At 71.7% G+C, this 25,251-nt stretch carries 28 protein-coding genes; 4 read left to right on the top strand and 24 right to left on the bottom strand.

Annotation, left to right across the window (positions count from 1 at the left end; translation table 11 throughout):
• Window position 1 precedes the first annotated feature (1 nt).
• Genes ACUP6Y_RS13575 through trpC form a run of 4 tightly spaced genes read right to left on the bottom strand, consistent with a single transcriptional unit; the run spans window position 2 to window position 3,411 of the window.
• On the bottom strand, window positions 2–595 hold the full coding sequence (locus ACUP6Y_RS13575; RefSeq protein WP_462551259.1) for an SCO family protein: 594 nt from the start codon (window positions 593–595) through the stop codon (window positions 2–4).
• Entirely contained in the window at window positions 588–1,397 is an 810-nt protein-coding gene (gene trpA, locus ACUP6Y_RS13580) for a tryptophan synthase subunit alpha (protein WP_462551260.1), read from the bottom strand. The genes ACUP6Y_RS13575 and trpA overlap by 8 nt, the downstream gene beginning before the upstream one ends.
• Complete coding sequence (gene trpB, locus ACUP6Y_RS13585) at window positions 1,394–2,608, bottom strand: tryptophan synthase subunit beta (protein WP_462551261.1); 1,215 nt, start codon at window positions 2,606–2,608, stop codon at window positions 1,394–1,396. The genes trpA and trpB overlap by 4 nt, the downstream gene beginning before the upstream one ends.
• Window positions 2,605–3,411, bottom strand: coding sequence for an indole-3-glycerol phosphate synthase TrpC (gene trpC, locus ACUP6Y_RS13590; protein WP_462551262.1), 807 nt, complete (start codon window positions 3,409–3,411; stop codon window positions 2,605–2,607). The genes trpB and trpC overlap by 4 nt, the downstream gene beginning before the upstream one ends.
• A gap of 201 nt (window positions 3,412–3,612) precedes the next feature.
• Between trpC and ACUP6Y_RS13595 the strand changes: the two genes are divergently transcribed.
• Both ACUP6Y_RS13595 and ACUP6Y_RS13600 read left to right on the top strand, forming a co-directional pair.
• On the top strand, window positions 3,613–3,945 hold the full coding sequence (locus tag ACUP6Y_RS13595; RefSeq protein ID WP_462551263.1) for a DUF4190 domain-containing protein: 333 nt from the start codon (window positions 3,613–3,615) through the stop codon (window positions 3,943–3,945).
• Between the two features lie 79 nt (window positions 3,946–4,024).
• Window positions 4,025–4,438: a DUF4190 domain-containing protein gene (locus ACUP6Y_RS13600; RefSeq protein ID WP_462551264.1), complete on the top strand. Its 414-nt coding sequence runs from the start codon at window positions 4,025–4,027 to the stop codon at window positions 4,436–4,438.
• Window positions 4,439–4,447: 9 nt separating this feature from the next.
• Here ACUP6Y_RS13600 and ACUP6Y_RS13605 read toward each other — a convergent pair whose 3' ends face one another.
• The 14 genes from ACUP6Y_RS13605 to ACUP6Y_RS13670 form a co-directional block, all read right to left on the bottom strand.
• Window positions 4,448–4,852 (bottom strand): DUF2752 domain-containing protein, encoded by a 405-nt coding sequence (locus ACUP6Y_RS13605; protein ID WP_462551265.1) that lies wholly within the window; start codon window positions 4,850–4,852, stop codon window positions 4,448–4,450.
• 2 nt (window positions 4,853–4,854) lie between these two features.
• Window positions 4,855–5,055 (bottom strand): HGxxPAAW family protein, encoded by a 201-nt coding sequence (locus ACUP6Y_RS13610; protein WP_462551266.1) that lies wholly within the window; start codon window positions 5,053–5,055, stop codon window positions 4,855–4,857.
• Between the two features lie 59 nt (window positions 5,056–5,114).
• The gene (locus ACUP6Y_RS13615; RefSeq protein WP_462551267.1) at window positions 5,115–5,750 is read right to left on the bottom strand and encodes a Trp biosynthesis-associated membrane protein; all 636 of its coding nucleotides are present in this window, start codon (window positions 5,748–5,750) and stop codon (window positions 5,115–5,117) included.
• A complete protein-coding gene (gene hisI / locus ACUP6Y_RS13620) occupies window positions 5,743–6,108 on the bottom strand; it encodes a phosphoribosyl-AMP cyclohydrolase (RefSeq protein ID WP_462551268.1) in 366 nt (121 codons plus the stop codon). The genes ACUP6Y_RS13615 and hisI overlap by 8 nt, the downstream gene beginning before the upstream one ends.
• Window positions 6,108–7,934 (bottom strand): ABC transporter ATP-binding protein, encoded by a 1,827-nt coding sequence (locus ACUP6Y_RS13625; protein ID WP_462551269.1) that lies wholly within the window; start codon window positions 7,932–7,934, stop codon window positions 6,108–6,110. The genes hisI and ACUP6Y_RS13625 overlap by 1 nt, the downstream gene beginning before the upstream one ends.
• A complete protein-coding gene (locus ACUP6Y_RS13630; RefSeq protein ID WP_462551270.1) occupies window positions 7,931–9,700 on the bottom strand; it encodes an ABC transporter ATP-binding protein in 1,770 nt (589 codons plus the stop codon). Before ACUP6Y_RS13630 ends, ACUP6Y_RS13625 begins: the two co-directional genes overlap by 4 nt.
• A gap of 205 nt (window positions 9,701–9,905) precedes the next feature.
• The gene (locus ACUP6Y_RS13635) at window positions 9,906–10,274 is read right to left on the bottom strand and encodes a hypothetical protein (protein WP_462551271.1); all 369 of its coding nucleotides are present in this window, start codon (window positions 10,272–10,274) and stop codon (window positions 9,906–9,908) included.
• Between the two features lie 17 nt (window positions 10,275–10,291).
• Window positions 10,292–11,068 (bottom strand): imidazole glycerol phosphate synthase subunit HisF, encoded by a 777-nt coding sequence (gene hisF, locus ACUP6Y_RS13640; protein WP_462551272.1) that lies wholly within the window; start codon window positions 11,066–11,068, stop codon window positions 10,292–10,294.
• A complete protein-coding gene (gene priA / locus ACUP6Y_RS13645) occupies window positions 11,065–11,802 on the bottom strand; it encodes a bifunctional 1-(5-phosphoribosyl)-5-((5-phosphoribosylamino)methylideneamino)imidazole-4-carboxamide isomerase/phosphoribosylanthranilate isomerase PriA (protein WP_462551273.1) in 738 nt (245 codons plus the stop codon). The genes hisF and priA overlap by 4 nt, the downstream gene beginning before the upstream one ends.
• A gap of 140 nt (window positions 11,803–11,942) precedes the next feature.
• Window positions 11,943–12,590, bottom strand: coding sequence for an imidazole glycerol phosphate synthase subunit HisH (gene hisH, locus ACUP6Y_RS13650; RefSeq protein WP_462551274.1), 648 nt, complete (start codon window positions 12,588–12,590; stop codon window positions 11,943–11,945).
• Window positions 12,587–13,198, bottom strand: coding sequence for an imidazoleglycerol-phosphate dehydratase HisB (hisB, locus tag ACUP6Y_RS13655; RefSeq protein WP_462551275.1), 612 nt, complete (start codon window positions 13,196–13,198; stop codon window positions 12,587–12,589). Before hisB ends, hisH begins: the two co-directional genes overlap by 4 nt.
• Window positions 13,195–14,304 (bottom strand): histidinol-phosphate transaminase, encoded by a 1,110-nt coding sequence (locus tag ACUP6Y_RS13660; protein WP_462551276.1) that lies wholly within the window; start codon window positions 14,302–14,304, stop codon window positions 13,195–13,197. The genes hisB and ACUP6Y_RS13660 overlap by 4 nt, the downstream gene beginning before the upstream one ends.
• Entirely contained in the window at window positions 14,301–15,617 is a 1,317-nt protein-coding gene (hisD, locus tag ACUP6Y_RS13665) for a histidinol dehydrogenase (protein ID WP_462551278.1), read from the bottom strand. The genes ACUP6Y_RS13660 and hisD overlap by 4 nt, the downstream gene beginning before the upstream one ends.
• A gap of 64 nt (window positions 15,618–15,681) precedes the next feature.
• Complete coding sequence (locus ACUP6Y_RS13670; protein ID WP_462551279.1) at window positions 15,682–16,857, bottom strand: ATP-binding protein; 1,176 nt, start codon at window positions 16,855–16,857, stop codon at window positions 15,682–15,684.
• An 85-nt stretch (window positions 16,858–16,942) separates the two neighbouring features.
• On the opposite strand from ACUP6Y_RS13670, the gene ACUP6Y_RS13675 reads away from it, so the two are divergent.
• Together ACUP6Y_RS13675 and ybaK are read left to right on the top strand one after the other, a co-directional pair.
• Window positions 16,943–17,608 carry an LON peptidase substrate-binding domain-containing protein gene (locus ACUP6Y_RS13675; RefSeq protein WP_462551280.1) on the top strand — a complete coding sequence of 222 codons (666 nt, stop codon included), beginning with the start codon at window positions 16,943–16,945 and terminating at the stop codon, window positions 17,606–17,608.
• A complete protein-coding gene (gene ybaK, locus ACUP6Y_RS13680; protein WP_462551281.1) occupies window positions 17,605–18,069 on the top strand; it encodes a Cys-tRNA(Pro) deacylase in 465 nt (154 codons plus the stop codon). The genes ACUP6Y_RS13675 and ybaK overlap by 4 nt, the downstream gene beginning before the upstream one ends.
• Here the strand turns inward: ybaK and ACUP6Y_RS13685 are convergent.
• The 6 genes from ACUP6Y_RS13685 to ACUP6Y_RS13710 all read right to left on the bottom strand — a co-directional run bounded on the left by ACUP6Y_RS13685 (window position 18,011) and on the right by ACUP6Y_RS13710 (window position 25,077).
• Entirely contained in the window at window positions 18,011–18,571 is a 561-nt protein-coding gene (locus tag ACUP6Y_RS13685) for a hypothetical protein (RefSeq protein WP_462551282.1), read from the bottom strand. The genes ybaK and ACUP6Y_RS13685 overlap by 59 nt on opposite strands.
• Window positions 18,568–22,134: a DNA polymerase III subunit alpha gene (gene dnaE / locus ACUP6Y_RS13690; protein ID WP_462551283.1), complete on the bottom strand. Its 3,567-nt coding sequence runs from the start codon at window positions 22,132–22,134 to the stop codon at window positions 18,568–18,570. The genes ACUP6Y_RS13685 and dnaE overlap by 4 nt, the downstream gene beginning before the upstream one ends.
• A gap of 79 nt (window positions 22,135–22,213) precedes the next feature.
• Window positions 22,214–22,702: an N-acetyltransferase family protein gene (locus tag ACUP6Y_RS13695; RefSeq protein WP_462551284.1), complete on the bottom strand. Its 489-nt coding sequence runs from the start codon at window positions 22,700–22,702 to the stop codon at window positions 22,214–22,216.
• Entirely contained in the window at window positions 22,689–23,627 is a 939-nt protein-coding gene (locus ACUP6Y_RS13700) for an RluA family pseudouridine synthase (protein ID WP_462551285.1), read from the bottom strand. The genes ACUP6Y_RS13695 and ACUP6Y_RS13700 overlap by 14 nt, the downstream gene beginning before the upstream one ends.
• Window positions 23,624–24,217, bottom strand: a complete 594-nt coding sequence (gene lspA / locus ACUP6Y_RS13705; protein WP_462551286.1) for a signal peptidase II — start codon at window positions 24,215–24,217, stop codon at window positions 23,624–23,626. Before lspA ends, ACUP6Y_RS13700 begins: the two co-directional genes overlap by 4 nt.
• Complete coding sequence (locus tag ACUP6Y_RS13710; protein ID WP_462551287.1) at window positions 24,190–25,077, bottom strand: TraR/DksA family transcriptional regulator; 888 nt, start codon at window positions 25,075–25,077, stop codon at window positions 24,190–24,192. The genes lspA and ACUP6Y_RS13710 overlap by 28 nt, the downstream gene beginning before the upstream one ends.
• Between the last annotated feature and the right edge of the window lie 174 nt (window positions 25,078–25,251).

The following is a 25,251-nucleotide window of genomic DNA, read 5'->3' on the forward strand; positions in this document are numbered from 1 at the left end:
CTTAGTCGTCGGTCAGCAGCGTGTGGATGTCCGAGGCGAACTCCGCGCTGGAGGTCTCCTGGTTCCACAGGGCGACGGCATGGTGGCTGGGGTCGATGGCAAGCGTGCTCGTGGTGTGGCCGCCCAGGTCGTAGCCGCCGGTCGGCAGCAACGTGCCGTCGCTGACGTAGACCTTCAGCGAGTCACCGGCTTCCATGACCTGCTCGATGCCGCCGGTGAGCCCGATGAAGGACTTGTCGTAGCGGTCGAGGTAGGCGCGCAGCGTCGCCGCGTCGTCGCGCGCGGGGTCGGTGGTCACGAAGACCACGTCGACCTTCTTGCGGTCCGCGGCGTCGAGCCGGTTCATCGCCGCGGCCAGGTTGTTCATGACCAGCGGACAGTAGTCCGGGCAGTTGGTGTAGCCGAAGAACACCAGAGTCAGCGGCTTCGTCGTGTCCGTCGCGAGGGAGTACGACGCTCCGCTGGTGTCGCTCATCGCGACGTCCGCCGCCTTGAACGGGTTCGTCAGCCGAGTGCCGGTGAACGTGTCGGGCTCGCCGCTGCAGGCCGACAGGGCCAGCCCGAGCAGCGCGACCAGGGCCGCCAGCCTACGCACGGACGCCTCCGGCGAGCTCCTCGGTGAGAGCGGCCAGGGCGGCCAGTCCCGCGGCCCGGTCGCCGGGATGGTCGAGCAGGGTGCGCACGAAGGCAGAGCCGACGATCACCCCGTCGGCGTGGGCGGCCAGGCCGGCGGCCTGCGCCCCGGTGCTGACGCCGACGCCGACGCCGACGGGGAGCTCGGCGCCACCGTTCGGGCTCAGCGCCTTGGTCCGGGCGATCAGCGGGGCCACGCCCGCGGCGGTGGCCTGCTTGGTGCCGGTGACGCCCATGATGCCGGTGGCGTAGACGAAGCCCCGCGAGGCCGCCGTGGTCAGCGCGATCCGCTCGTCGGTCGAGGAGGGCGCGACGAGGAAGACCTTGTCCAGGTCGCGCGCATCGGCGGCGGCGATCCACTCGGGGGCGAAGTCCGGCGTGAGGTCGGGCGTGATCAGGCCCGCTCCCCCGGCGTCGGCGAGGTCCTGCGCGAACCGCTCGACGCCGTACCTCTCCACCGGGTTCCAGTAGGTCATCACGAGGGTCGGCGTGCCGGTGGCGGCGACCGCCTCGACGACCCGCAGCACGTCGGTGGTGCGGACGCCGGCGTCGAGCGCCCGCTGCGCGGCGGCCTGGATGATCGGGCCGTCCATGACCGGGTCGCTGTAGGGCAGGCCGATCTCGATGACGTCGCAGCCGGACTCGACCATCACCGTCAGCGCGGCGATGCTGCCCTCGACGTCGGGGAAGCCCGCGGGCAGGTAGCCGACCAGCGTCGCGCGCCCCTCGGCCCGCGCGGTCGCGAACGCGGAGCTGCTGCTCACCGGCCCTCCCCCGCCTCGCCCAGCCGGAACCACTCCATCGCGGTGCCCATGTCCTTGTCGCCGCGCCCGGACAGGTTGACCAGGATGGTCTGGCCCGGGCGCTCCTTCGCGATCCGCAGCGCGCCCGCGACGGCATGCGCGGACTCGATGGCCGAGATGATCCCCTCCGTGCGGGCGAGCAGGGCCATCGCGTCCATCGCCTCGGTGTCGGTCACGGGCAGATACGTCGCCCGCCCGGCCGCCGAGAGCGCGGAGTGCTGCGGGCCGACGCCCGGGTAGTCGAGGCCCGCCGAGATGGAGTGCGACTCGATGGTCTGGCCGTCGTCGTCCTGCAGGACGTAGGTCCGCGCACCGTGCAGCACACCGATCGTCCCCGCGAAGATCGTCGCGGCGTGGCGGCCGGTCTCGACGCCGTCCCCGCCCGCCTCGAAGCCGTAGATCGCGACCTCCGGGTCGTCCACGAAGCCCGCGAACAGGCCGATCGCGTTGGAGCCACCGCCGACACAGGCGGCGACCGCGTCCGGCAGCGCGCCGTACTGGTCGAGGCACTGGCGGCGCGCCTCGTCACCGATGCCGCGCACGAAGCTGAGCACCAGGCTCGGGAAGGGGTGCGGGCCGGCGGCGGTGCCGAACAGGTAGGCCGTCTCGTCGACGCTCGCGACCCAGTCGCGCAGCGCCTCGTTGATGGCGTCCTTGAGCGTGCGCGAGCCGCTCGTGACGGGCACCACCTCGGCGCCGAGCAGCTGCATCCGGGCCACGTTGAGTGCCTGACGCTCGGTGTCGACCTCGCCCATGTAGACGGTGCAGTCGAGGCCGAGGTACGCCGCGGCGGTGGCCGAGGCGACGCCGTGCTGGCCGGCACCGGTCTCGGCGATCACCCGGGACTTGCCCATCCGCTTGGTGAGCAGGGCCTGGCCGAGCACGTTGCGGATCTTGTGGGCGCCGGTGTGGTTGAGGTCCTCGCGCTTGAGCAGGATCCGGGCACCGGCGGCCTCGGACAGCCGGGTCGCGTCGTACAGCATGCTCGGGACGCCGGCGTAGTCGGTGAGCAGTCGCTCGAACTCGCCCGTGAACGCCGCGTCGGCCATGGCCTCGCGCCAGGCCACGTCGAGCTCGTCGAGCGCCGCCATCAGCGCCTCCGGCATGAATCGGCCGCCGAACGCGCCCGCGCCACCGAACCAGCCGAGTGCATCGGCTTCGTACGTACTCATCGACCAATCCCTGTCATTGCCGCGACTGCCTGGCGCGGAGCGCCGTCCTTCACGAGCGCCTCGCCGACGAGCACCACGCGGGCGCCCTCGCCGACGAACCGCTCGACGTCTCGGGGTCCGAAGATGCCGGACTCGGCGACCTTGACCCGGTCCTCGGGGATGAGGGGCGCCAGCCGGCCGAAGACGTCGAGGTCGACCTCGAGCGTCTTGAGGTTGCGCGCGTTGACGCCGATCAGCTCGGCGCCGACCTCCACCGCGCGGGCGGTCTCCTCCTCGTCGTGGACCTCGAGGAGGACGGTGAGGCCGAGCTCGCGCGCGAAGTCGTGGAGCCGGCGCAGTCGCTCGCCGGGCAGCGAGACCGCCATCAGCAGCGCCAGGTCGGCACCGGCCGCGCGGGCCTCGAGCAACTGGTACTCGGTGACGATGAAGTCCTTGCGCAGCACCGCGATGTCGACGCTCGCGCGCACCGCGCGCAGGTCGTCGAGGCTGCCGCCGAACCGGCGCCGCTCGGTCAGCACGCTGATCGCGCCCGCGCCGCCGGCGGCGTACTCGGCGGCCAGCGCGGCCGGGTCGGGGATGTCGGCGAGCGCGCCCTTGCTCGGGCTCTTGCGCTTCACCTCGGCGATCACGCTCGAGCCGGGCGCCCGGAAGCGGGGCATCGGGTCGCGCGGCGGGTCGACGTCGGCGAGCGCGGCCCGCAGGTCCGCCTCCGAGGTGAGCGCCTGGCGGGCGGCGAGGTCCTCGAGCACTCCGGCGACGATCCCGTCCAGCACCGTGGGCTGGGAGGCCTGGGGGGCCGACATCTGACGCCTCCGTGACGTTTCTGTGGTGGGCTTGGTTCGCCGCGCAGGTTTGGTGGGCGGCTCGCGCGGGGGAAGGTCCGACGGCACCGACACTCCGACACGTGGTGTCGAGTGTGGCACGCGGCCGTTAGGGTTCCACACACCGCCCGGAACTCGGTCGGGCCGCACGGGACATCTGCACACCTGAGAAGGGACCTCAACGTGAGCTACAACGAGCCGCCGAACTACGGCACCCCGCCCCCTCCGCCCGCCGGCGGCTACGGCTACGGCGGCCCCGTCGGTGGAGGCGACCACCCGCAGGGCACCACCATCTTGATCCTCGGCATCCTCAGCCTCGTGTGCTGTGGTCTGTTCACCGGCATCCCGGCGATCATCATGGGCAAGAAGGCGCTCGACGAGAGCCGCACGGCCAACTACAACAACGCGGGCGTCATCAAGGCCGGCTGGATCTGCGGCATCATCGGCACGGCCCTGTCCGCCCTCGGCATCATCCTCAACATCATCCTGATCGCGGCCGGCGCCTCGCTCTACTGAGCGAGCCCACCACAGCGACACCGCCGACGGGGTCGGGCACCTGCCCGGCCCCGTCCGCGCGTCCGGACCGAGGAGCACCATGAGCAACGACGAGTCCCCGCCGTACGGAGCCCCGCCCCCGGGCGGCTACAGCCCCTACGGCGGGCAGGGCGGTGGGTACGGCGGCTACAGCCCGCCGCAGCCCGGCTACGGCTACCAGCCGCCGCCCGCCCAGTCCGGGATGGCGATCGCCTCGCTCGTCACCGGGATCGTCGGCATCGTGCTGGGCTGCTGCTGCGGCCTGTTCGGCCTGGTCGGCATCGCCGGCATCGTGTGCGGCGTGCTGGCGCGCAAGGACATCCGCGAGTCCCGCGGCGCCAAGACCGGCGAGGGCCTCGCGCTGGCCGGCATCATCACCGGCGGCGTCGCCGTGGCCCTCGGCGTCCTCAGCATCGCGCTGCTGTTCGTCTACGGAGGGATCGGCCTCTTCAGCGAGCTGGACGGCGCTCCCTGAGCGAGCCGGTCAGGGAGCGAGCCACGCCCCGGCCGGGGTGTTGCGCACCACCGCGAAGACCAGCATCGCGGCCAGCAGCACGCCGGTGAGCGCGAGCATCCGCCGCTCCGAGACCACCCAGGCGTTCCCGGTCCACCGGCCGGCGGTCCAGCGGGCCAGGGCGTAGACCACGAACGGCAGCACGAGCACGAGCAGCAGGTTGCTCGACGCGGCGGCGCCGAGCTGCAGATTGCCGAGGTCGTTGACCGCGCGCAGGCCGCCGCAGCCGGGACAGGAGAACCCGGCCAGCGAGAAGGGGCAGGCGCCCCAGCTGCCCTGCTGGTGCGGGTCACGCAGGTGCAGGGCGAGGGTCGCGGCGGCGAGGCCGCCGACGACCAGGACGGGCGGCACCATGCGGCGCCGCCGGGTCTCCACGGTCAGTGGCCGGCCTCGTGGAAGCCCATCTTGGCCATCACCAGGAACACGACACCCCCGGCGATCACGACCGCGGTGCCGACCCAGAACAGGATCCAGTTCAGCGGGTGCAGGGACATGCCGATCGCGCCCACGACGAAGCCGACGAGCGCGACGAGGACGGCGGTCCAGGCCGCGGGGGTGTTGCCGTGGTTGTCGGCCATGAGAGGGGACTCCTCGCTCGTTCGGGTGGATCGGGTGTGATTCTAGGGGGTGGAGGGGTTCAGTCCTCGGCCGGGCCGTCGGTCGGGTCGCGGCCCTCGTCGAGGGACTTCCACAGGTCGAGGTTCGACTGGTCGGCGGTGCCCTGGCCGGCGGCGGGGATGCTGCCGGACCCGGCGGTCGTGGGGGCGTCGTATCGGCTGCCCATCTCGGGCCACGACGGCACCAGGCGCACGGCGGCGCCCGCCGCGACGAGCGCGACCAGCGAGCAGCCGAGCGCGATCCACAGCCAGCCGCTGCGCTCCACGTCGACGGCGTCGAGGTTGAGGCCGAGCCGGGTGGCGAGGTCGGCCGCTGCGTCCTGGTCCTGCACGAAGCCTCCGACGACCACCACGGCGATGATGCCGGCCGCGGCGAGCAGTGCGAGCGCCGCGGCGCCGCGGCGCACGACCCCGCGGGTCACCAGAAGCACGCCCCAGGCGGCCAGGGCGACCAGAGCCAGGGCACCGGCGAGCGGGAACTCCACCGAGCGCTCCTGCACGGTCGGCGCGATCCCGCCGGCCGCGGTGAGCGTCGCCTCGGGGATGGCGAGCATGGCCTGGTGGCCGGCGACCGCCGCGAAGCCGCTGCCGGCGAGGCCGAGGAGCACGACCGGCCCGAAGGTACGACGCGCCGGGTCGGTGGCCTCATCAGCCACCGAGCAGCCCTCCCCCTTCGAGCAGACCATGGTCGAAGCAGGTGCGGGCGCCGGTGTGGCAGGCCACGCCGACCTGGTCGACCTTGACCAGCAAGGTGTCGCCGTCGCAGTCGAGCCGGACCTCCCTGACCAGCTGGGGGTTGCCGGAGGTCTCGCCCTTGACCCAGTACTCGCCCCGCGAGCGGCTCCAGTACGTCGCCCGCCCGGTGGTCAGGGTGCGGTGCAGCGCCTCGTCGTCCATCCACGCCAGCATCAGCACCTCGCCGGTGTCGTGCTGCTGCACGATCGCGGGCACCAGTCCGTCGGGGGTGCGCTTGAGGCGGTCGGCGACGTCGGAGGGAAGGCTCACGGGCTCCATTATCCCGATCGACCGTGTTGAGCCACCCACGAGGCGTGCAGTCTCGCGTAGGGGGTGTCCGGCTGGCGCACCAGCTCGGCGTGCGGACCGTGCTGGACGATCCGTCCCCTGTCGACGACCACGACCACGTCGGCCGCCTCGGCGGTGGAGAGCCGGTGGGCGATGGTGACCGAGGTGCGACCGCTCATCAGCCGCTCCAGCGCCCGGCCGATCCGGGTCTCCAGCTCGGGGTCGACCGCGCTGGTGGCCTCGTCGAGGACGAGCAGGTCGGGGTCGGCGAGCTGGGCGCGGAGCAGCGCGACCAGCTGACGCTCCCCCGCGGACAGCGACTCGCCGCGCTGGCCGACCCGGGTCTCGACGCCGTCGGGCAGGGCGGCCAGCCAGTCGCCGAGCCCGATGGCCTCGGCCGCCGCGTGGATCTCGTCCTCGGTGGCACCGAGCCGCCCGTAGCGGACGTTGGCGGCCAGGGTGTCGTCGAACAGGAAGCCCTCCTGCGGCACCAGCACCACGCTGCGGCGCAGCGCGCTCTCGGCGACCTCGCGCAGGTCGATGCCGTCGAGGAGCACCCGGCCGCGGCCGGGATCCATCAGCCGGGTCAGCAGCTTGGCGATGGTGGACTTGCCGGAGCCGGTCTCGCCGACGACGGCGACCCGCTGGCCGGCCGGGACGACGAGGTCGATGTCGCTCAGCACCGCGGCGCCGCCCGGGTAGGCGAACGAGACGCCGTCGAAGCGGACGTCGATCGCGCCCTTCGGCAGGCTCCGCCCCTCGGGCCCCGGGTCGACGAGGTCGGCCGGGGTGTCGAGGATGCCGATGACGCGGCGCCAGCCGGCGATGGCGTTCTGGGCGTCGGTGAGGATCTGGGTGCCCATCTGGACCGGACCGACGAAGAGGGTCACCAGGAACGCGAAGGCGAGGACCTCACCGGCCGTGATCCCCCCACCCCAGGCGAGGCCCTGGCCGAGCCAGATGCCGATGATCAGCACCCCGGCGTTCGCCAGGCCCGCGGAGATGCCGCCGAGGCTGAACGAGAACGCGGTGAAGCCCTGCGCGCGGGTGCTGGCCGCCTTGTGGGTGTCGATCGCGGTGTCGATCCGCTCCTGGGTGCGCGCCTCGATCGCATACGACTTCACGACCGCCGCGCCCACCACCGGCTCCGAGACCGCGGACAACAGCACGCCGACCTGGCGTCGTACGGTGCCGTAGGCGGCGGCCAGCTTGCGCTGGAAGTAGCGCAGGCTCAAGAAGAGCGGCGCGAAGCAGACCCAGACGACGACGGCGAGCTGCCAGCTGTAGACGACCATGACGACGGTCGCGATGAGCATCTGCCCGATGCTGACCACGAAGATCAGGCCGCCGAAGACGAGGAACTGGCTGACCTGGTCGACGTCGCTGGTGACCCGGGAGACCAGGGCGCCGCGGCGCTCGGTGCTCTGCGTGAGCAGGGGCAGGTCGTGGACGTGGCGGAACGCCTTGACCCGCAGCGTCGCCAGGCCGCGCTCGGCGGAGGAGAACAGCCGCGCCGTCATGGCGTACGACGCCCAGCTGGTCACCACGATCGCCACGGTCGCGGCGAGGGCCAGCCAGGCCGTGAACGACGGGTCGGGCCCGTCGGGTCCGCGCAGGCCCTTGTCGATGGTCTGCTGGACCGCGACCGGGACGACGACCTGGCCGACCGAGGCGAGCACGGCGAGGACCAGGGTCCAGCCGATCCCCTCGACCAGCTCGGGCGAGTGCCGGATGCCGCGGCGGATGGTCTCCCAGGCGCCGATGTCCTCACCGGTCGCGAGCCGGGTGTGCTCGGGGGCCCGCAGGGTGGTGCTCACGCGGTCACCTCCTCGTGCTCGGTCTCGTAGGCGTTGACCAGCCGGGCGTAGTCGGCGTTGCGGGCCACCAGCTCCTCGTGGGGACCGCGATCGGCGATCCGGCCATCGACGAGGTAGAGCACCTCGTCGGCCAGCCCGATCGTGGCCTTGCGGTAGGCGACCACGACCAGCGTGGTGTCGGTCTCGCCGAGGCCGGCCAGGATCCGGGCCTCGACCTCCGGGTCGACGGCCGACGTGGCGTCGTCGAGGACGAGCAGGCGCGGGCGGCGCACCAGGGCGCGGGCGAGCGAGAGCCGCTGCCGCTGGCCGCCGGACAGGGAGGTGCCGCGCTCCCCCAGCCGGGTGTCGAGGCCGTCGGGCAGAGCGGCGACGAAGCCGTCGGCCTGGGCGGTGCGCAGCGCGGCCCACACCTCCTCGTCGGGCACCTCGATGCCGAGCGTGACATTGCCGCGGACCGTGTCGTCGAACAGGAACGCGCTCTGCGGTACGACGGCCAGCACCTCCGCGAGCCCACCGGGCCGCAGCTCGCGCAGGTCGGTGCCGTCGACCCGGATCGCGCCGGCGTCGACGTCGACCAGCCGGGCCAGCAGACCGGTGAGCGTGCTCTTGCCGGACGCGGTGGCGCCGACGAGGGCGACGGTGCGGCCCGGCTCGACGTCGAAGCTCAGCTCGCGCAGCAGCGGCCGGTCGGGGACGTAGCCGAAGGCGGCGCCGGCGACCTCCAGCCGCGCGCCGCCCGCGCTGGTCGGCGCCTCACGGTCGCCGTACTCCATGGCTCCGGTGGCGGCGATCACCGCGGCGACCCGGCGGTACCCGACGACGCTGCGCGGGAAGTCGCCCAGCAGCCAGCCGATCGAGCGGATCGGGAACGCGACCACCGTGAGCAGGTAGGCGACGGTCACCACGTCGCCGGCCACCGTCGCTCCGGACAGCACCCGGTGGACGCCGATGACCAGGACGACGAGCACCGCGATGTTGGGCAGCGCGGCGAGCGTGGGGTCGAAGGCCGCGCGGATCCGGCCGACCCGGATGTTGGCCTCCCGCAGCTCCTCGGCCTTCGCCTTGAACCGCCGGGTCTCCTCGGGCTCACGGCCGAGCGTCTTGACGACGAGCGCGCCGTCGAAGGACTCGTGGGCGATCTCGGACAGCTCGGCGCGCAGCTCCTGGGCGCGCGTGGCCCAGCCCTGGGCCAGGCGCTGGTAGACGACGTTGACCGCGATCACGAGCGGGAAGACGAGCAGCCCCACCGCCGCCAGGACCAGGTCGGTCAGCAGCATCTGCACTACCGCGATCACCATCATCGCGACCGTCCCGACCGCCATGGGCAGCGGCGCGATCGGCCCCCAGGCGGCCTCGACGTCGGCGTTCGCGTTGGACAGCAGCTCGCCCGTGGGGTGCCGCTGGTGCCACTCCATGGGCAGGCGCAGGTACTGGCGGGTCACGGCGCGGCGGCTGTGGGCCTGCATCCGGTACTGCATCACGCCCGCACCGAGCCGGCGCGCCACGATGCCGACCGCACGCAGGATCGCGACGCCCACGAACAGCCCGAGCACCGCCCACAGCAGGCCGGCACCGATCTCGCCGTCCTTGAAGGCCGGCAGCACCACATGGTCCGTCGACCAGCCCAGCACCCAGGCGTCGGCCACCGTCAACGCCCCGAAGAGCACGCTGCCGATCGTCGACACCGCGAAGATCCACGGCTCCCGCTTGATGGCCACCCAGAGCACGCCGAACCCGGCGGACGTCGTACGGCTTCTGGTGCTCACTTCACCCCGCAACCCGACACCGCGCAAGCCTATTCCGTCCTACTCCGTCCCCCGCATCCAGACGTCCGCCCCGACGCCGCCCGCCGCCTGTGGATGACCGGACGCACCGGCGCACGGACCCGCGGACTCCCCCGGCGTGTAAGACCCCCGTCGACCCACCTCGGCGATCTGGCCGGCCAGGGCGCCGGGGGCGTGGGCTGTCCGGCTACTGAGCCTCGCCCGGGCTGACCGGACTGACGATCCGCACGCTCATGTGAAAGGTCGAGGTGGCGCCCTCGATGATGACGAGGAAGGCGTGGCGGCCGTCGCGGAAGATCTGCCGGCCCTGCTCGGACCAGGGATCCGGCGGGTTGAACTCACGGGCGGCACGGGCGGCGGCCCGCATGGCGGTGTCGCGGTCGGCGTGCTCGGTGCTGCCGACCTGGACGATGGTGGACGGCTTGGCCTGGCCCTGGTTGGAGTACTCGATCGCCACCCGCCAGGGGCCGTGGCTGCCCAGGCCGTCGTCGCGTGGGCCGGTGGGGCTCTCGCCGGCCTCGGGAACGCCGCCGGGCCGGTACCTGTCGTAGCTCATGGCCGCACCCTCCCCGCTCACCGCACGGGCACACCCGCAGCGGCCAGCGAGGCCTTCACGTCGGCGATGCGCAGGGTGCCGAAGTGGAACACGGTCGCCGCGAGGACGGCGTCCGCGCCGGCGTCGACGGCGGGCGGGAAGTGCTCGACCGCGCCCGCGCCGCCGGAGGCGATGACGGGAATCGAGACCTCGGCGCGGACCGTGCGGATCAGCTCGAGGTCGAAGCCGTCGGTGGTGCCGTCGGCGTCCATCGCGTTGAGGAGGATCTCGCCGGCGCCGAGCTCGGCGGCGCGCACGGCCCACTCGATCGCGTCGATGCCGGCGGACTGGCGGCCGCCGTGGGTGGTCACCTCGAAGCCGGAGTCCCCCACCGGGGCGGCATCGGCGCCGACCCGGCGGGCGTCGACGGAGAGCACGAGCACCTGGTTGCCGAACCGGTCGGCGATCTCGGAGATCAGCTCGGGTCGCCGGATCGCGGCGGTGTTGACGGCGATCTTGTCCGCTCCGGCGCGCAGCAGCCGGTCGACGTCCTCGACCGAGGACACGCCGCCGCCGACGGTGAGCGGGATGAAGACCTGCTCGGCAGTGGCCGAGACGATGTCCATCGTGGTCGCGCGTCCCTCGTGGGAGGCGGAGATGTCGAGGAACGTGAGCTCGTCGGCGCCCTCGGCGTCGTACAGCCGGGCCAGCTCGACCGGGTCACCGGCGTCGCGGAGCTCTTGGAAGTTGACGCCCTTGACCACGCGGCCGGCGTCGACGTCGAGGCACGGGATGACCCGCACCGACAGGCTCATACGAGCCCGCCCCTGGTCAGCGCGAGCGCGTCCTCGAGGGTGAACTGCCCGGTGTAGAGGGCGGTTCCGGCGATCGCGCCCTCGACGCCGACGGGGACCAGCTTCATCAGCGCGCGGATGTCGTCGAGGGTGGTGACCCCGCCGGAGGCGACGACGGGGCGCGCCGTGGCGGCGCAGACGTCCTCGAGCAGTTGGAGGTTCGGGCCCTGCAACATGCCGTCCTTGTTGACGTCGGTGACGACATAGCGGGCACAGCCCTCGGCGTCGAGCCGGGCGAGGGTCTCGTAGAGGTCGCCGCCCTCCTTGGTCCAGCCGCGCGCGGCCAGGGTGCGGCCGCGGACGTCGAGGCCGACGGCCACCCGGTCGCCGTACGTCGCGATGGCGCGGGCGCACCACTCCGGCTGCTCCAGGGCGGCGGTGCCGATGTTGACCCGGCGGCAGCCCGCGGTCATCGCGGCCTCCAGCGACTCGTCGTCACGGATGCCGCCGCTCATCTCGACCTGGATGTCGAGGCGGCCGACGATCTCGGCCTGCAGCTCGCGGTTGTTGCCGTGGCCGAACGCCGCGTCGAGGTCGACGAGGTGGATCCACTCGGCGCCGGCCTCCTGCCAGCGCAGGGCAGCCTCGATCGGGTCGCCGAACCGCTTCTCCGAGCCGTCGACGCCCTGCACCAGCTGGACGGCCTGACCACCCTTGATGTCGACGGCGGGCAGCAGCTCGAGGTAGCCGGTCATGGGCGCGATCCTAGAGGAGCCCCGAGCGGCACCCCGCGCCGGTCTCGCCGCCTCGGGAACAGCCCGAGCACAAGTAGAACTTGTTCTCGTTTTGTGATGGGGTGACGCGACGGCCGCCACTTTGGGAGGGGTGGCGGCCGTCACCTCAGCGACGTGACCCAGTTGCGCAGCAGCTGGGCGCCGGCGTCGCCCGACTTCTCGGGGTGGAACTGGGTCGCGCACAGCGGCCCGTTCTCGACGGCCGCGACGAAGCTGTCGCCGCCGTGCTCGGCCCAGGTCACCAGCGGCTGGTGGCTGTCGGGGGTGCGGTCGTTGGTGACCAGCGTCCAGTCGCGCACGCCGTAGGAGTGCACGAAGTAGAAGCGCTCGTCCTCGATGCCCGCGAACAGCCGGGTCTGCTCCGGGACGGACACCGTGTTCCAGCCCATGTGCGGCACGATCGGCGCCTGCAGCCGCTCGACCACACCGGGCCACTCGCCGCAGCCCTCGGTCTCGACGCCGTGCTCGATGCCCCGCTCGAACAGGATCTGCATGCCCACGCAGATGCCGAGCACCGGGCGGCCGCCGGAGAGTCGGCGGGCGATGATCCGCTCGCCGCGGATCGCCCGCAGCCCGCGCATGCAGGCCTCGTACGCGCCGACGCCCGGTACGAGCAGCCCGTCGGCGGCCATCGCCGCGTCCAGGTCGCCGGTGAGGGTCACGTCGGCGCCGGCCCGCTCGACCGCGCGTACCGCGGAGCGCAGGTTGCCGGAGCCGTAGTCGAGGACGACGACGGACGGAGCGCTCACAAAGCGCCCTTCGTGGACGGGACGCCGGTCTCGCGCGGGTCGAGCGCGACCGCGTCGCGGAAGGCCCGGGCGAACGCCTTGAACTGGGTCTCGACGATGTGGTGCGGCTCGCGGCCCGCGAGCACCCGCACGTGCAGCGCGAAGTGGCCGTGGAAGGCGATCGACTCGAAGACGTGCTGGGTCAGCGAGCCGAGGTAGGACACCCCGGAGCCGCCGAGCTGGACGTACTGCTGGCCCTCGGGCTCGCCGGTGTGGACGCAGTAGGGCCGCCCCGACACGTCGACGACCGCCTGCACCAGCGCCTCGTCGAGCGGGACGGTCGCGTCGCCGAAGCGGCGGATGCCCACCTTGTCCCCCAGCGCCTGGCGCAGCGCCTGGCCGAGCGCGATCGCGGTGTCCTCGGTGGTGTGGTGGGCGTCGATGTGGACGTCGCCCTCGGTCTGCACGGTGAGGTCGACCAGCGCGTGACGCGCGAACGCGGTGAGCATGTGGTCGTAGAAGCCGACGCCGGTGGAGATGTCGTGACGACCGGTGCCGTCGATGTCCACCTCGACGAGGACCTTCGACTCGCTCGTCTGCCGCTCGACGCGGGCGGTCCTGGCACTCATGCGCGCTCTCCCTCTACTTCGGTCAGGGCGGCGCGGAAGGCCGCCATCTCCTCGGGGGTGCCGACCGAGACCCGCAACCATCCCTCAGGCCCGGTCTCCCGGATCAGGACTCCCCGGTCGAGGAGACCCTGCCAGACAGCATGACGGTCGGCGAATCGCCCGAACAACACGAAATTGGCGTCCGAGTCGGCGACGTCGTAGCCCTCGGCGCGCAGCCACTCGACCAGCACGTCCCGCTCACGACGCAGGTCGTCGACCCTGCCGAGCAGCTCGGGCGCGTGGCCCAGGGCCGCCAGCGCGACCGCCTGGGTGACGGCGGAGAGGTGGTAGGGCAGCCGCACGACCCGGATCGCGTCGCAGATCTCCGGCGCCGCGGCGAGGTAGCCCAGCCGCAGGCCCGCGCCCGCGAAGGCCTTGCTCATGGTGCGCGACACCACCAGGTTGCGGTACGTCGGCAGCAGCTCGAGCGCGCTCGGCACGCCCGAGCGACGGAACTCGCCGTAGGCCTCGTCGACCACGACGATCCCGCCCCCGTGATCGGACACCGCGCCCGCCGCCTCGCACAGCACCCCGACCGCCTCCTGCGGCAGGGCGGTGCCCGTCGGATTGTTGGGGCTCGGCAGCAGGATCACGCTCGGCTGCTCGGTCTTGACCAGGTCGCGCGCGGCGTCGAGGTCGAGCGCGAAGTCCTCGGCCCGCCGGCCGGCGACCCAGCGGGTGTTGGTGTCGCGGGCGTACTCCGGGTACATCGAGTACGTCGGCGCGAAGCTCACCGCGGTCCGCCCCGGCCCTCCGAAGGCCTGCAGCAGCTGCAGCATCACCTCGTTGGAGCCGTTGGCCGCCCACACCTGCTCGGGGACGATGCCGGCCGGGGTGTCCTTCGAGAGGTACGCCGCCAGGGCGGTACGCAGGTCGACGAACTCGCGGTCGGGGTAGCGGTTGAGCGTGCCGGCCGCGGCCGCGGCCGCGGCCGCGATGTCGGCGACGCACGCCTCGGACGGGCCGTAGGGGTTCTCGTTGACGTTGAGCTGGACGGGTACGTCGAGCTGCGGGGCGCCGTACGGCTCGATCCCGCGCAGCTCCTCGCGGAGCGGGGGCCAGGTCATCGACGCACCCGCACCGCGACCGCGGCGCCGTGGCCGGGCAGGTCCTCGGCCTCGGCGAGGGTGACCACGTGGCCCGCGACCTCGGCGAGGGCTTCGGCGGAGTAGTCGATGACATGCACCGACTTGGTGAACGCGCGCACCGAGAGCCCCGAGGAGTGGCAGGCGCAGCCGGCCGTCGGGAGCACGTGGTTGGACCCGGCGCAGTAGTCGCCGAGGCTGACCGGGGCGTGTGGACCGACGAAGATCGCGCCCGCATTGCGCACCCGGGCGGCCCAGCCGGCGGCGTCCTCGGTGTGGATCTCGAGGTGCTCGGCGGCGTACGCGTTGACCACGTCGAGGCCCTGCTCGAGGTCGCGGACCAGCACGATGCCGGACTGCTTCCCCCCGAGCGAGGTGGTGATCCGCTCGCTGTGCTTGGTCGCGGCGACCTGCTGGTCGAGCTCGGCCTCCACCTCGGCGGCGAGCCGCTCCGAGGTCGTCACCAGGACCGACGCGGCCAGCGGGTCGTGCTCGGCCTGGCTGATCAGGTCCGCGGCGACGTACGCCGCGTCGCCGGTGTCGTCGGCAAGGATCGCGATCTCGGTCGGGCCGGCCTCGGAGTCGATCCCGACCTGGCCCTTGAGGATGCGCTTCGCGGTGACCACCCAGATGTTGCCGGGGCCGGTGACCAGATCGACGCGCCGGCAGGGTCCGGTGCCGTAGGCGAACATCGCGATCGCCTGGGCGCCGCCGACCGCGTACACCTCCTCGACGCCGAGCAGCGCGCAGGCCGCCAGGATCGTCGGATGCACGGACCCACCGAACTCCTTCTGCGGCGGACTCGCCAGCGCGATCGACTCGACGCCCGCGGTCTGCGCCGGGACGACGTTCATCAGCACGCTGGACACGAGCGGCGCGAGGCCGCCGGGGACGTAGAGGCCGACCCGGCCCACCGGCAGCTTGCGGTGGGTGACCCGGGCGCCGGGACCGAGGTCGGTGACGGCGTCCTGCTCGAGCTCGTTGGCGCAGGTGGCCCGCAGCCGCCGGATCGACTCCTCCAGGCCCGCCCGGATGTCGGGGTCGAGGTGGTCGAGGGCCGCCCGGATCGCGTCGGGCGCGACCCTGATGTCGTCGACCCGCACCCCGTCGAACCTCTCCCCGAACTCCACGATCGCGTCCAGTCCGCGGGTGCGGACCTCCTCGCAGATCGCCTGCACCGCCGGCACCGCCGCCTCGATGTCGAAGTCGGCACGAGGCACTGCTGCGCGGTAGTCGGGCTGGGACTCGCCGGAGTCGGACATCGTGCGCAGGTCGATGCGACGGATCAGGGACATGTCCCGATTCTACGGTCGCGGCTCGGCCGCCCTGACCGAGCAGGTCTGCGATGAGAAGCGCCGATCAGTCGGCACGCAGCCGACCGACCAGCTCGGCGATGCCGATCGCGGTCACGCCCTCACCGAGGGAGTACGCCGGAGCATCGCCCGGGTGGACCACGAAGCCACCGGCCAGACCGAGATCGACCAACCCACGCCGGAATCCGGCTCCGACGCTCGGCGCTGTCGAGAGCTTGATCTCGACAGCGACCTCGGGGCGGCCACCCCGTACCAGTACCAGGTCGATCTCGTCACCACGTGCCGTTCGGTAGTGATGGGGAACCGCGTCGGGCGCGGCCGTGACGAGACACTCGACCGCGAACGACTCGAAGCTGGAGCCGACCGACGGGTGCCCACGCAGAGCGGTGATCGTCTCGAGCTCCAGCAGGGCATGGATCAGTCCACTGTCGCGCACGAAGACCTTGGGCGCCTTCGTCATCCGCTTGCCCGTGTTGACGTGCCACGACGGCAGCCGACGGACCAGCCCGAGGTCGGCCAGCAGGTCGGCGTACCGGTCCACCGAAGGACCGCTGACGCCGAGAGCGGTCGCCAGCCTGCTGGCGTTGAAGAGTCCCCCACTCTGGTGGGCGAGCATCGTCCAGAGACGGCCGATGGTCTCGGCCGGAAGGCGGGGCCCGAACATCGGGACGTCTCGCTCGAGATAGGACCGGACCAGGTCGGTCCGCCAGCGCAGCGATGAGGCGTCAGTGGGCGCCAGGAGGCTGTCGGGGAACCCGCCGCGCAGCCAGAGCTCCGGTGTGCCGATGCCACTGCCCGCAGCCTCGTCGACATTGATCCCCGACATCTCCAGGTGGCCGATCCGGCCCGCCAGGGACTCGGCAGAGAGGTTGACGAGGTCGAGCGAAGCGGACCCGAGGAGGAGGAACTGGCCGTGACGGAACCCGGCCCGCCTGTTGTCGTCGATCACGCCGCGCAGGACGGGAAACAGGTGGGGCACCCGGTGAACCTCGTCGAGCACGACCAGTCGGCCTTGTTGAGCTCGCAGGAAGGCGTCGGCATCGTCGAGACGGCGGCGGTCGGCCGGTCGCTCCAGGTCGAGATAGAGGGCATCGGGATGGAGGTCGTCGACCACATCACGAGCCAACGTCGTCTTGCCGACCTGACGCGCCCCCAGCAGGACGACGGCGGCCTGCTCAGCGAGCCGATCCCGGAGGACGGGGCCTAGGCGACGCTCGATCATGTGCAAATCTTACGCGAGTTTTTAGATTTGCACATGGCCAAGGCGGCCTTGAGGTCGCCGACGTTGTCGCCGGTAGGTTGGACACGTGACGGACCAGCTCCCGATGTTCCCGCTCAACGCGGTGCTCTTCCCGGGGGTCAGCGTGCCGCTGCACGTGTTCGAGGACCGCTACCGGGCGCTGGTCCACCACCTGCTGCGCACCGAGGACCCGTCGCAGCGGCTGTTCGGGTCGGTCGCGATCCGCGAGGGGTACGAGGTCGGCGACCACGGCACCCAGTCGCTGTACCGGGTCGGGGTGCGGCTCCAGGTCACCGACGTGGAGGCGCGCGGCGACGGCAGCTTCGACATCGTGGCGGTCGGCCGCGACCGGATCCAGCTGGACCGCCTGCTCACGACCGGGGAGTACCCCGTCGGCGAGGTCACGCCACTGCCGAGCCGCGAGGCGGAGGTGCCCGAGGAGGTCGTGCAGCGGGCGCGGGCCACGTTCACGGCGTACCGGCACGTGCTGCGCTCGATCGCGGGCGACCCGCTGCAGGGCGAGCTGCCCAAGGACCCGGGCTACCTGTCGTGGACGCTCGCCGCCTGCACACCGCTGCCGATGGGCGAGCGCCAGCAGCTGCTCGAGGCGGGCGACGCCACCGAGCGGCTGGTGCTGGTGACCGACCTGCTCCGCGCGGAGCTGCGCGCGATCAATGTGATCACCTCGCTGCCGGCGACCGAGGTCGCCCGCACCCGTTGGAGCCCCAATTGACCCCCGCGATCGGCACCCTCAAGAAGGCCGGCGTGGCGTTCACGGTCCACGAGTACGCCCACGACGCCGGCGCGGAGTCGTACGGCGACGAGGCCGCCGAGGCGATGGGGATCACGCCCGACCGGGTGTTCAAGACGCTGTTCGCGGACGTCGACGGAGCCCTCGTGGTCGGCGTCGTCCCGGTCTCGGGTCAACTCGACCTCAAGGCGCTGGCCCGCGCCGTCGACGGACGCAAGGCCGCGATGGCCGACCCGAAGGCGGCCGAGCGAGCCACGGGGTATGTCGTGGGCGGGATCTCGCCGCTCGGGCAGCGCAAGGCGCACCCGACCGTGGTCGACGACTCCGCGCTCACCCACGACACGGTCTTCGTGTCCGCTGGCCGGCGTGGGACGGAGATCGAGCTCAGCCCTGCGGAGCTGGTGCGGCTGACGGCTGCTCGGGTCGCACCGATCCGGCGGTAGCGCCGGCCGGGTTGAGCGAGAGCATCAGCACCAGGTAGGCGAGCATCGCGCCCACCGGCCAGGAGAGGTAGGGCGTCCAGCCCGCGATGTCGAGATGACCCGGCAGCGTGTCGCCGGCCTGGTGCGCGGCCAGCAGGGTCGTCGGGTCGGGCGGGCTGAACGACTCCCCCAGCAGGGTCATCGCCACGACGCCGAGCCCGGCGCCCACCAGGACCGCGATCAACCCCGCCACCGCCTGGTTGCGGGCGAGCCAGCCGCCGACGACACCGAGCAGCACGGCGAGGCCGAAGGCGACGAGCACGTAGGTCGCCGTACCGCTGAAGTCGCGGGTGATCCCGGGGTCGAACGGGTCGGGGTACCAGGCCTTGCCGGCCGCGGTGTCGAAGATCGTCCCCTCCGGGGCCGGCCCCCACCACGCCCACCACAGCCAGCCGCCGGCAGCACCCAGCAGGGCGCCGAGCGAGATGGTGACCACGAGAGGCACGACGGCCAGTCGCCTCATCCGGCCAGGCACCCGGGGCCGAGGAGCTGCTTGAGGTCGGCGAACAGCGCAGACGAGGGAGTCACCCTCAGATTGTCCCCCAGGCGCATGAGCTTGGTGGAGTCACGGCTCAGCAGCTGCAGGCGCACCTCGGTCAGCCCGGCGTGGCTGGTCAGCACCTCGCGCAGCTGGGCCACCACCGGGCCGGTGCATCGGGTCGAGGGCAGGCTGATCACGACCGGGCCGTCGCTGCCCTTCTCCAGGTCCGGGACGGTGACCTCCTGGCCACGCAGCTGGGCGGGCTCACGGTCGGTGTCGAGCTGGCCGCGGACCCGGATGATCGCGTCCTCGGTGAGGTACGGCGCGGCGAGCCGGTAGCTGCTCGGGAAGAGCAGCACGTCGATCGCGCCCTCGAGGTCCTCCAGCGTCACGGTCGCCCACGGGTCGCCGTTCTTGGTGATCTTGCGCTGGATCGAGGTGACCAGGCCGGCCACGGTGACCGTCGAGTTGTGCGGGCGGCCCTCGTCGGTCATCAGCTGGCCGATGGTGCAGTCGGTGCCGTTGGACAAGACGTGCTCGAGGCCGAGCAGCGGGTGATCGGACACGTAGAGGCCGAGCATCTCGCGCTCATGGCCCAACAGCGTCATCTTGTCCCACTCGTCGATCTCGGGGATCGCGACGCTCACGCCGAACCCGCCGTCGCTGCCGCCGTCGTCGTCGCCGAGGCCGGCGAAGAGCGAGTCCTGGCCGATCGCCTCGTTGCGCTTGATGTCGACGTACTGGTCGACCGCGGTCTCGTGGATCGCGACCAGGGCCCGGCGCAGGTGCTTCATGTCGTCGAAGGCGCCGGCCTTGATGAGCGAGTCGATCACCCGCTTGTTGCAGACCGTGGCGGGCACCTTCGACAAGAAGTCGTTGAAGTCGCCGAACCGGCCGTTCTCGGTGCGGGCCTCGACGATGCCGTCGACCACGTTGGAGCCGACGTTGCGCACGGCGGTGAGACCGAAGCGGATGTCACGGCCGACGGCGGTGAAGTTGTGGGCCGACTCGTTGACGTCGGGCGGGAGCACCTGGATCTTCATCCGGCGGCACTCGTTGAGATAGATCGCCATCTTGTCCTTGTCGTCCTTGACGGACGTCAGGAGGGCTGCCATGTACTCGGTCGGGTAGTTGGCCTTGAGGTAGGCGGTCCAGTAGGTGATGACGCCGTAGGCCGCGGAGTGCGACTTGTTGAACGCATAGTCGGCGAACGGGACCAGGATCTCCCAGAGCGTCTTGACCGCGTCCTTCGGGTAGCCGCGCTCGAGCATGCCGGCCTCGAAGCCGGCGTACTGCTTGTCGAGCTCCTCCTTCTTCTTCTTGCCCATCGCGCGGCGCATGTTGTCGGCGGCGCCCAGGGAGAAGCCGGCGAGCACCTGGGCGATCGCCATCACCTGCTCCTGGTAGACGATCAGGCCGTAGGTCTCCCCCAGCACCGGCTCCAACGCCTCGGCGAGCGCCGGGTGGATCGGCTCGATCGGCTGACGCCCGTTCTTGCGATGGGCGTACTTGTTGTGGGAGTCGGCGCCCATCGGGCCCGGTCGGTAGAGCGCGGAGACCGCGGTGATGTCGGCGAACTTGTCGGGCAGCATCGAGCGCAGCAGGGCGCGCATGCCGCCGCCATCGAGCTGGAACACGCCCAGGGTGTCGCCCCGGCCCATCAGCTCGTAGGTCGCCCGGTCGTCGAACCCGAGCTCCTCGAGGACGACGTCCTCGTCCTTGTTGGCCTTGATGTTGATCAGCGCGTCCTCGAGGATGCGCAGGTTGGACAGGCCCAGGAAGTCCATCTTGACCAGGCCCAGCGACTCGCACATGGGATAGTCGAACTGGGTGATCACCGCGCCGTCCTGCGGGCGGGCCATGATCGGCACGATGTCGATCAGCGGCTCGCTGGACATGATCACGCCGGCGGCATGCACGCCCCAGTTGCGGATCTGGCCCTCGAGGCCCACGGCCGTCTGGTAGATCGTGCGCACGTCGGAGTCGGACTCGTAGAGCGCCCGGAACTCGCCGCCGTCGTTGTAGCGCTTGTGCTCGGGGTTGAAGATCTCCTTGAGCGGCACGCCCTTGCCCATGACGTCGGGCGGCATCGCCTTGGTGATCTTGTCGCCGATCGCGAAGCCGTGGTCGAGCACGCGCGCGGCGTCCTTGATCGCGGCCTTGGCCTTGAGCCGGCCGAAGGTGGCGATCTGCGCGACCCGCTCGGCGCCGTACTTCTCGCTGACGTACGCGATGACCTCGCCGCGGCGGGCGTCGTCGAAGTCGATGTCGAAGTCGGGCATCGAGGGACGCTCGGGGTTGAGGAAGCGCTCGAAGAACAGGCCGTGCTCGAGCGGGCACAGGTCGGTGATGCTCAGCGCGTACGCCGCGATCGAGCCCGCGCCCGAGCCACGGCCCGGCCCGACCCGGATGCCGTTGCGCTTGGACCACTGGATGAAGTCGGCGACCACGAGGTAGTAGCCGCAGTAGCCCTTCTGGGAGACGACGCCGAGCTCCATCTCGACGCGGTCCTTGACCTCCTGGTTCAGCTTGTCGCCCGGGTAGCGCGCCTCGATGCCGCGCCAGACCTCCTTGCGGAACCAGGACTCCTCGGTCTCGCCGGCCGGGATGTCGGCGCGGGCCATGTAGCCGCCGGTCGACTCGGTGAACTCGACCGAGCACCGCTCGGCGATCTCGACGGTGTTGTCGCACGCCTGGGGCATCCCGAACTTGCCCGCCCACAGCTCGCGCATCTCGGCCGCGGACTTGATGTAGTAGCCGCCGCCGTCGAACTTGAGCCGGTTGGTGTCGGAGAGCCGCTTGCCGGACGCGACGCAGATGAGGGCGTCGTGGGCGTCGGCGTCGTCGGGGTTGTTGTAGTGGGAGTCGTTGGTGGCGATCGGCCGGATGCCGAGCTCCTTGCCGAGGCGCAGCAGGTCGTCGCGGACCCGCTTCTCGATGGAGATGCCGTGGTCCATCAGCTCCAGGAACACGGAGTCCTTGCCGTAGATCTCCTGCAGCTCGGCCGCCTCACGGACCGCCTCGTCCCACTGGCCCAGCCTCAACCGGGTCTGGATCGCACCGCTGGGGCAGCCGGTGCTGACGATGATGCCCTCGCTGTGCTCGGCGAGGATCTCCTTGTCCATCCGGGGCTTGAAGTAGTAGCCCTCGAGGCTGGAGCGCGAGGAGAGCCGGAACAGGTTGTGCATCCCGGTGGTGGACTCGGCCCACATCGTCATATGGGTGTAGGCGCCACCGCCGGCGACGTCGTCACCGCCCTCCTCGGCGGCGTCGCCCTTGCCCCACCGCACCCGCCGTCGCTCACCCCGCTGGGTGCCGGGGGTGATGTAGGCCTCGATGCCGATGATGGGCTGGACGCCGTACTTCTTGGCCTTGGAGTAGAAGTCGTAGGCGCCGTGGAGGTTGCCGTGGTCGGTCATCGCGATCGCCGGCATGCCGAGGTCGCTGACCCGCGTGAACAGCCCGTCGAGCAGCGACGCTCCGTCGAGCATGGAGTACTCGGTGTGGACGTGCAGGTGGACGAAGTCCCCGGCGTCAGCAGCCATCGGTGGTTCGGCGCTCCTCAGTGATCAAAGGGTGGTCGCTCGGGGAAGAGGGCCAGCCTACGTGACGGACGAGGAGACTCTAGGACGACCCTCCGACAGATCCGGCCGGCCACTCCATGCGCAGGTCGGGTGCGCGCTCCTCGTTCTCCGAGCCGTCGGTGTGCTCCCGCTCGACCAGGCCGCGGGCCGCGTAGAAGGCCCGCGCGGGGGCGTTCTGCTCGAAGACCCACAGGCTGAAGCCGTCGGGGTGGCGGGCCTTGACCAGGTCCAGCAGGGCACCGCCGACGCCGGTGCCCTGGTGGGCCGGATCGACGTACAGGTCGTTGAGCCAGACCCGGGTGAACCGGGCGTAGCCGACGACGCGGCCGGCCACCTCCGCGACCCAGCTCTCGGCCGTCCCGAAGTAGACGGTCAGGTAGGCCCGGATCTCGTCGGGGGTGTGGATCGCGGACGGCATCGCGGCCACCGCGCGGGCCGCCACCTGGACCGCCGCGATCCGGGGCACGTCGGCCGGGACCGCCGGGCGGAGCAGCAAGCCCGGGGGGCCCGACGGATCAGTGCGCGTCACGGATGACCTCGAGCGCGTGCGCGAGGTCGGCGGGGTAGGTCGACTCGTACTCGACGTACGCGTTGGTCTCCGGGTGCTCGAAACCCAGCTTCACGGCGTGCAGCCACTGGCGCTCGAGCCCGACACGACGGGCCAGGACGGGGTCGGCGCCGTAGGTGATGTCGCCGACGCAGGGGTGCTTGAGCGCGCTCATGTGGACCCGGATCTGATGGGTGCGGCCGGTCTCGAGGTGGATCTCGAGCAGGCTGGCGAACCGGTGCGCCTCGAGCGTCTCGTAGTGGGTGACGCTGTGCCGCCCGTCCTCCATCACCGCGAACTTGTAGTCGAACCGCGGGTGCCGGCCGATCGGGGCGTCGATCGTGCCCTCGAGCGGGTCCGGGTGCCCCTGGACCAGCGCGTGGTACGTCTTGTCGACGGTACGGCGGCGGAAGGCGTTCTTCAGCACCGAGTAGGCGTACTCGGACTTGGCGATCACCATCACGCCCGACGTGCCGACGTCGAGGCGCTGGACGATGCCCTCGCGCTCCTTGGCGCCGGAGGTGGAGATCCGGAAGCCGGCTCCGGCCAGGTGGCCGACGACCGTCGGCCCGCGCCAGCCCGGGGACGGATGCACGGCGACGCCGACCGGCTTGTCTATCACGACGATCGCGTCGTCGTCGTGGATGATCTTGATCCCCTCGACCAGCTCGGGGACCACCTCGAGCGGGTCGGCCTCGGCCGGGATGGAGACGTCGAGGACGGAGCCGCCGAGGACCCGCTCACTCTTGCCCCCGACCGGGGCGCCGTCGAGGACGACGAGTTCCTGGGCGATCAGCTCGGCCGCGCGGGTCCGCGAGACGCCGAACAGCTGGGCCATGGCCACGTCGACGCGCTCGCCGTCGAGACTGTCGGGCACCGGCAGGCTGCGGTGGTCGACCGTGGTCACGCGGCCTCCTCGCCCTCGGCCCGGTCCTCGTCTCGATCCTTGGCGGCGGCGCGGCTGCCGTCGAGGCTCACCCCGCGCAGCACCTGGATCAAGATCAGCCCGACACCGACGTTGATGCAGATGTCGGCGACATTGAAGACCGGCCAGTTCGGCAGCATCAGGAAGTCGACGACGTGTCCCTTGAACGGACCGGGCTCGCGGATCATCCGGTCGACCAGGTTGCCGTCGATGCCGGCCAGCAGCAGGCCCAGGCCCACGGCCCACACCTTGCTGACCACCCGGCGGCTGACCCACAGCACGACCAGGGTCGCGGCCCAGGCCAGGCAGGCGATGACGACCGTGAACCGGGTGCCGAGGCTGAATGCCGCGCCCGGGTTGTAGGTCAGGTGCAGCTGCAGCAGCTCGCCGACGACCTCGCGGTCCGGCTCCCCGGCCAGGTGGCGCACCGCCAGCACCTTCGCGACCTGGTCGATCGCGACCATGACCGCGGCGACCGCGGCGAAGAGCAGCCAGCTGCGGGGCTGGGCGAGGAGACGCTGTCCGGGTCCGTCGTCGCGGTGGTCTACCGGCGTTCCTCGCGCTGCTTGCATGTCATGCACAGTGTGGCACGCGGAAAGGCCATCAGCCGCATCTTGCCGATCGGGTTCCCGCACGACTCGCACACGCCGTAGGTGCCGTCGTCGATGCGCGCCAGGGCCCGGTCGATCTGGGCCACCTTCTCCCGCTCGTGGTTGAGGACGGTGAGCTCGTGGTCGCGCTCGAAGCTGGTCGCGCCGAGGTCGGCCTGGTCCTGGCCGGCACCATCGCCGGAGTCGCGCAGCAGGCCGCTCAGATCGGCCTCCTGCTCCTCGAGGATCCGGGCGCTCGCCTCACGCTGGTCGTGGAGCTCGGCCAGCACCTCGGCGAGCTCGCCAGCCGACCATGCCTCCTCGTGATCGAGGACGACCAGGGACGCGGGGGTGGCCTTCTTCACGGGTGCCGCCTTCTTCACGGGTGCCGCCTTCTTCACGGGGGTCGCCTTCTTCGCGGGGGTCGCCTTCTTGGCCGGGGCCGCCTTCTTGGCCGGGGCCGCCTTCTTGGCCGGGGCCGCCTTCTTGGCCGGGGCCGCCTTCTTGGCCGGGGCCGCCTTCTTGGCCGGGGCCGCCTTCTTGGCCGGAGCCGCCTTCTTGGCCGGAGCCGCCTTCTTGGCCGGAGCCGCCTTCTTGGCCGGAGCCGCCTTCTTGGCCGGAGCCGCCTTCTTCGCCGGAGCCGCCTTCTTCGCCGGAGCCGCCTTCTTCGCCGGAGCCGCCTTCTTCGCCGGAGCCGCCTTCTTCGCCGGAGCCGCCTTCTTCGCCGGAGCCGCCTTCTTCGCCGGCGTCTCGATGCTCGCCGCGGCCTTCCTCGGGCGGATCATCTTCCGGGCGGCGGAAGCGGCCTGACCGGCCAACGACTTCTTCGTGCTGCGGGCCATGAAGGACTCCTCGGAGGCGGCGACCCACGCGCCAGCGAGCGGTGGGCGTGCTGCGGAGGGTAGCGGGTACGGCGAAGCCGTCCAAGGAGGCGCGCAGGGATCGAGATCGGCCGGAGACGACGAACCGGCCGGCCCCGTGGTGCGGGCCGACCGGTCCGGTCGAGCTGTCAGGAG

The organism is Nocardioides sp. S5-5 (assembly GCF_054954065.1).

Excerpts from the sequence above, each read along its gene's own strand:
- hisB (WP_462551275.1), bottom strand. The coding sequence starts at position 13,198 with ATGAGTGCCAGGACCGCCCGCGTCGAGCGGCAGACGAGCGAGTCGAAG.
- trpB (WP_462551261.1), bottom strand. The coding sequence starts at position 2,608 with ATGAGTACGTACGAAGCCGATGCACTCGGCTGGTTCGGTGGCGCGGGC.
- lspA (WP_462551286.1), bottom strand. The coding sequence starts at position 24,217 with ATGCAAGCAGCGCGAGGAACGCCGGTAGACCACCGCGACGACGGACCC.
- hisF (WP_462551272.1), bottom strand. The coding sequence starts at position 11,068 with ATGAGCCTGTCGGTGCGGGTCATCCCGTGCCTCGACGTCGACGCCGGC.
- hisI (WP_462551268.1), bottom strand. The coding sequence starts at position 6,108 with ATGGAGCCCGTGAGCCTTCCCTCCGACGTCGCCGACCGCCTCAAGCGC.
- priA (WP_462551273.1), bottom strand. The coding sequence starts at position 11,802 with ATGACCGGCTACCTCGAGCTGCTGCCCGCCGTCGACATCAAGGGTGGT.
- hisD (WP_462551278.1), bottom strand. The coding sequence starts at position 15,617 with ATGTCCCTGATCCGTCGCATCGACCTGCGCACGATGTCCGACTCCGGC.
- trpC (WP_462551262.1), bottom strand. The coding sequence starts at position 3,411 with ATGTCGGCCCCCCAGGCCTCCCAGCCCACGGTGCTGGACGGGATCGTC.
- ACUP6Y_RS13670 (WP_462551279.1), bottom strand. The coding sequence starts at position 16,857 with ATGATCGAGCGTCGCCTAGGCCCCGTCCTCCGGGATCGGCTCGCTGAG.
- ACUP6Y_RS13610 (WP_462551266.1), bottom strand. The coding sequence starts at position 5,055 with ATGGCCGACAACCACGGCAACACCCCCGCGGCCTGGACCGCCGTCCTC.
- ACUP6Y_RS13710 (WP_462551287.1), bottom strand. The coding sequence starts at position 25,077 with ATGGCCCGCAGCACGAAGAAGTCGTTGGCCGGTCAGGCCGCTTCCGCC.
- ACUP6Y_RS13600 (WP_462551264.1), top strand. The coding sequence starts at position 4,025 with ATGAGCAACGACGAGTCCCCGCCGTACGGAGCCCCGCCCCCGGGCGGC.
- ACUP6Y_RS13660 (WP_462551276.1), bottom strand. The coding sequence starts at position 14,304 with ATGACCTGGCCCCCGCTCCGCGAGGAGCTGCGCGGGATCGAGCCGTAC.
- ACUP6Y_RS13685 (WP_462551282.1), bottom strand. The coding sequence starts at position 18,571 with ATGAGGCGACTGGCCGTCGTGCCTCTCGTGGTCACCATCTCGCTCGGC.
- dnaE (WP_462551283.1), bottom strand. The coding sequence starts at position 22,134 with ATGGCTGCTGACGCCGGGGACTTCGTCCACCTGCACGTCCACACCGAG.
- ACUP6Y_RS13635 (WP_462551271.1), bottom strand. The coding sequence starts at position 10,274 with ATGAGCTACGACAGGTACCGGCCCGGCGGCGTTCCCGAGGCCGGCGAG.